This window comes from Aliivibrio sp. 1S128 (assembly GCF_001691065.1).
Taxonomy (GTDB): domain Bacteria; phylum Pseudomonadota; class Gammaproteobacteria; order Enterobacterales; family Vibrionaceae; genus Aliivibrio.
In genome coordinates this window covers 987-1,776 of record NZ_MAJV01000118.1, presented here as the reverse complement: position 1 = coordinate 1,776, position 790 = coordinate 987, and the positions used below count along the sequence as shown (strand labels likewise).

At 33.3% G+C, this 790-nt stretch carries 2 protein-coding genes; both read right to left on the bottom strand.

Annotation, left to right across the window (positions count from 1 at the left end):
• Positions 1-43: 43 nt before the first annotated feature.
• On the bottom strand, positions 44-298 hold the full coding sequence (locus tag A6E03_RS16310) for a hypothetical protein (RefSeq protein WP_065601295.1): 255 nt from the start codon (positions 296-298) through the stop codon (positions 44-46).
• Positions 299-313: 15 nt separating this feature from the next.
• Positions 314-748 (bottom strand): hypothetical protein, encoded by a 435-nt coding sequence (locus A6E03_RS16305; protein WP_065601294.1) that lies wholly within the window; start codon positions 746-748, stop codon positions 314-316.
• Positions 749-790: the final 42 nt, after the last annotated feature.

Sequence of the window (790 nt, the reverse complement as noted above, 5' to 3'; positions counted from 1 at the left end):
TGTTGATGCGATTGTTATGCAGTAGTTTTAAAGCTACCCTACACTATTTATTTTGTCGCTGATAAAAATCTAACGCTTCAACTTTCAATTCAACTGGTGCTTCCTTATGCAATTCATCGGCTAAAGCGAATCTAAGCTCATCAGCTAAATCTGACGCTTCTCTAGCTAGCTTTGAGACTTTAGAAGATGCTCCATATGCATTTGATATATCGGCACTTAAAGAGCTTAAATAATCACGAATATTTTGAAGATTTAAAGCTGCTTGATCATGTTCAGTATAATTAAATTTTGTTTTCATAATAAACCTTCCACTTTATAATTTGATTAAATTCTGCTGCTGTTTCCAAAAACCAATAATACTACTCAGTAATTCGTCTACCGACACATTACTTCCATCATCTCGCTCTACGATTAACGGTTTAGAAAAACCTAATGAAAATGCAGACGAAAATCCAGTTTGTACCTTAGTATTCACTTTATTTGCACAATGCTTTGTTCCATTAGTTAATCTTCTAGCTAATTCAAAGTATTCACTTAGATGTGAATAATCAGGGTACCTTAACTTAAAATCATTAACTGCAAATTTCCTACCATTCACCCATTCATATAAATGATGAGAAGACATAATACTAAGAAGCGCATAACGACTAGAGGCATTGTTTTTCAAAAAATCATCATACTGGGGTAAAACTAACTCATTAAAATATACTGATGCTGTGTCGATGTTAAAAATTGAAGAATTAGTCATACCTTACCTTTTTCACCCTACTGCATAACGCCTGCATAACAC